The 4,234-nt window shown below is 37.9% G+C and carries 2 protein-coding genes and 1 pseudogene; 1 reads left to right on the forward strand and 2 read right to left on the reverse strand.

Annotation, left to right across the window (positions count from 1 at the left end; translation table 11 throughout):
* Positions 1–105: pseudogene (locus BQ5809_RS07795) on the forward strand (IS5/IS1182 family transposase); the annotation flags it as partial.
* Positions 106–247: 142 nt separating this feature from the next.
* On the opposite strand, the gene BQ5809_RS07800 reads toward BQ5809_RS07795, so the two are convergent.
* Together BQ5809_RS07800 and BQ5809_RS10820 are read right to left on the reverse strand one after the other, a co-directional pair.
* Positions 248–3,589: an Ig-like domain-containing protein gene (locus BQ5809_RS07800; RefSeq protein ID WP_071461640.1), complete on the reverse strand. Its 3,342-nt coding sequence runs from the start codon at positions 3,587–3,589 to the stop codon at positions 248–250.
* A 178-nt stretch (positions 3,590–3,767) separates the two neighbouring features.
* On the reverse strand, positions 3,768–4,022 hold the full coding sequence (locus BQ5809_RS10820; protein ID WP_143452388.1) for a hypothetical protein: 255 nt from the start codon (positions 4,020–4,022) through the stop codon (positions 3,768–3,770).
* Positions 4,023–4,234 lie beyond the last annotated feature (212 nt).

The raw sequence follows: 4,234 nt of genomic DNA on the forward strand, positions 1-4,234 counted from the left end.
CGATTAAAGCATTTTCGTGCGCTGGCAACACGGTACGATAAATTAAAACGTAATTATGAAAGTACCGTGTCATTAGCTTGTGCTTTGATTTGGTTGAAATTATAGCTAAAATGTCATTAGCCCCTAGCAGCAAAAACCAAAGCTGCAAACTTTCGTAAATTGTTGGTAACAACTTTTATTGAAAAATAGGCAAATTAAATTATATTTAATTTGCCTATTTTTATTCAATCCATACGAACATTTCTATTTATGACAATAAAGAAGCTGCCAAAACTGGGGTTGAAGTTTGTTGATCAATATTATTCAGGCTGCTTGATGTGCCAGTTGCTACACCAAATGATGCCATTGCATGCACCATTTGGTTAGACGCGCTTATATAGCTTGCTACTTGATCTGCTGTAGCTTTTTTGCCATTGGCAAATTCAAATGTTTTTAATACATCTCGCCCACCTTGGAACCAATCTTTAATAGTTACACTGTCTCTGCTATTGCTTACAGATAAGACTAAGTCGTTACCATTTTGTTTCACGCCGCCTGTTTTATTTAACACAGCATCCATATTAATGCCTGCAAAACGCAAGGTATCATTGCCACCACCTCTAGTAATAATAGTATCGTGACCGCCTGCTTTGCTAAATACATAGGTATCGTTACCTTTGCCACCAATCAAGGTATTATTACCACGGTTGCCAGTAATTACATTATCTAAATCATTACCTGTGCCAGAAAGATTTGCTTTACCAACTAAAGTCAAGTTTTCTACGTTGGCACTTAATGTGTAGTTTACGCTGCTAATAACAGTGTCTTTGCCTTCGTTAGCAGCTTCGGTTACAGTGTCGCTTGTATTATCAACAATATAAATATCATCGCCTCTACCACCAGACAATTGATCTACTCCTTCACCACCATCCAAAGTATCATTACCTAAATCACCAAAAATAGTATCATTGCCTTTGCCGCCAGTAATGATGTTATCAGCATCATTACCTCTCAAAGTGTCATTAAACGCAGAACCAATCAAATTTTCGATTTGTGTACCATAACCAATAAACGATTGACCTGTTACTTTGTGACCTAATGTATCTGTAATCAAATGGCTGGTTTTTGATCCGATATAGTTCCAAGAACCTGGTGTTAAATCCACAGTCACTTTATCTTTAGCATCAGATGCATCGAACGTATCAATACCCGAACCATCCCAAATATAAATATCGTTACCGACTTTATCTTTGTTGTATGCTTTAAAGCGATAAGTATTGTTACCACTATTTTCAGCTTTATTCACACCATAGCGATAATGCAAAGCTGCTAAGTCAAAAATTTGTAAACCTTGACCTGTTTGAATAACATTCTGATTACTATCACGAAGGTCTTTATACGACATGACAGAGTGTCCAGAGTTTTCTTCACCGTCTGGCAAATATGGACCTTCCGCCTTACCATTTTGGCCATTGTAGTTACCCGTATGTTTAAAGCCTAAGCTATGACCAATTTCGTGTACCAATGTGCCGTATCCGCCATCAAACCAACCATTGCCATAAGGTACTTTTAATGTGCCTTTGCTTAAAGCTTTATCACCTGCATACAACAAGCTATTGATATGCACATCACCACCATAATAAGCATAACCTGCAGTCATACTGACGCCTGCATTTTGTGCTTCTTCTGAGCCAATAGCAGTAGTTTTATTATGTCGTGCTGTGCGGTGGAAACCACCACAACATAAACACATATTTTGCGTGGTCGGCATTAAGTTTGGCTGGCTAGATTTCACAGAATTGTAAACAACTGTACCAGGTTCATTATGATTTCTCAAATCATCAAAATAGAAGCGGAAATCGGCATTACCTTTATCTAATTGATCACCTGAATCTAATACTTCTTCAAAAGTGATATTGGCATATTTTGCATATTCAGCCAAAGCATCTCGAACAGCTTGTTTTTGTGTAACCGAGAATTCTTTGAAATTAGTTTCACCATTGTAGTTTCTCAACGCGAAACTATAGCGCACAACAATACCTTTACCTGGCCCTGCCCATTTACCTTGCAATTTTGGACCTAGTTGGTCATCGCGCACATAATAGCTTGTTCTTGGTGCTCGAGCATATGTTTTCGTGGTTGGATATAAATATCCACGGCGACTATCATCAGAAATAGAAATTGAATCCACAAAATAAGGCGTTACTACTTGTCCTTTATCATTAGCATGCTTGCCGCTTACGTCATGAATAGCAGTAAAATTATAAATACTTGATAATGTTACAGGTTTATCACCATTCTTAGTGGTCAAAATCACTTCAATTGCGCCATCTTTATCTGCTGCTAGCTCGCTCCCTTTAACCGTTAACGAGAATTTATTACCTTCACTAACTGTAACTTTTTGTTTTTTATTGTTGATATTCAGCTCAACAGTATCGCCTTTCTTAGCTGAACCACCCACACTACCAGTCAATTTAACATCGCCTTTAGTTTCGGCATAATTCAATAAGTCATCACCTGTTATTGCATCCAATGTTAACGTTGCTGTACTCACGGTAGGTTTAGGCATTATAGATGCAATGGGGGCTGCAGTTTCAACTTTATACGTATCAGTTGCTTTTACGCTTACTGCTTTGCCTGTGCTGTCTTTGCTGTTCAATACAGCTTCAATTGTGCGGTCTTTATCTGCTGCTAAATCTGAACCGTTTACCCCAATTGAGAAGGTGTTTTTGTTGTCAACTTTGCCTGTGTATTTTTTGCCATTGATAATTAAGGTTACTGTATCGCCTGCTTTAGCACTTCCGCCTACTTTACCTGTTACATTCAATTTTCCTTTAGCTTCTGCTAAAGATACGAGGTCATCACCAGCAACTTTGGCATCTAAAGTGATGATTGGATTGATAACTGCTGGTTTTGGTTTGGCTACTTCAACTTTATACGTATCAGTTGCTTTTACGCTTACTGCTTTGCCTGTGCTGTCTTTGCTGTTCAATACAGCTTCAATTGTGCGGTCTTTATCTGCTGCCAAATCTGAACCGTTTACCCCAATTGAGAAGGTGTTTTTGTTGTCAACTTTGCCTGTGTATTTTTTGCCATTGATAATTAAGGTTACTGTATCGCCTGCTTTAGCACTTCCGCCTACTTTACCTGTTACATTCAATTTTCCTTTAGCTTCTGCTAAAGATACGAGGTCATCACCAGCAACTTTGGCATCTAAAGTGATGATTGGATTGATAACTGCTGGTTTTGGTTTAGTTATTATAGCGGTAGTGTCTACTTTAAACTGAGTTTGTTTCGTATAACGATATGTTGTATTTCCTACTTTGGTTACAATGGACACCTCAATTAATTTATCTTTATCTTCAACTAATTGGTTACCCGAAACACTAATAGAAAAAGTTTTATTAGCAGCTACTTTACCAGTATAATTTTTACCATTTACAGTAACTGTTACCACGTCGCCCACTTTTGCGGTACCACTTACCATACCAGTAATGGCAATATTGCCTTTGGCTTCTTCTGCAGAAATAATATTATCCGAAGTTAAATTATTTAGCTTAAATATTGGGTAATTACTTGAAATACCTAATGCTTTATTAGAGGTACTCATAAATTCTTCCTTATTCAAATGTTTCAAAAAAATCCTTAATAGGACAAGTCAGAGAATCATGCCTATTACATTAGACTAATGTGTATGTAATATACGTACATGAGTATAACATACTTAACTAAGAGTGTGTTAAATTAGCACTCTTTTCAAACAGATTTGTCCAAGTAAGAACCTGTATTCACAAAAATGATAAAAATTTAGAATGACGATACAAGCCTATCATATCGCCATTTAAACAACTATTTATATGATTGCGTACCCACTGCGCATCGTCTTGCGACCATTGCGACTGCGATGGCGTGTGGGCGAGAAAGAAGTTGCGGACGCGTTCAAATGTTGGCCTGGTATCGTGAACATATGACCACAACGCGCCTGATTTACCGATGCCTAGATTTTCAAAGGCTGGCAAATAGCGTTTGACGAATAGGCGCATATCTTGCGCGTGTATCAGCAGCCGACCAATGGAAAGTATCAGCTTGTCATCTACTATTGTATTGGCAAACTGGGCAGCGCAGGGGCAGACCTGACAAGTTTTAAATAATAGCCACAATACGGTCAATGCGATTCGCAAAACGAGCTAACCATGGTTTCCAAGATTTGTAACCGTAAAGCCGTACTATGTTTAACACTAAACTAAATAATATA

Source organism: Kingella kingae ATCC 23330, assembly GCF_900111845.1.
GTDB lineage: Bacteria > Pseudomonadota > Gammaproteobacteria > Burkholderiales > Neisseriaceae > Kingella > Kingella kingae.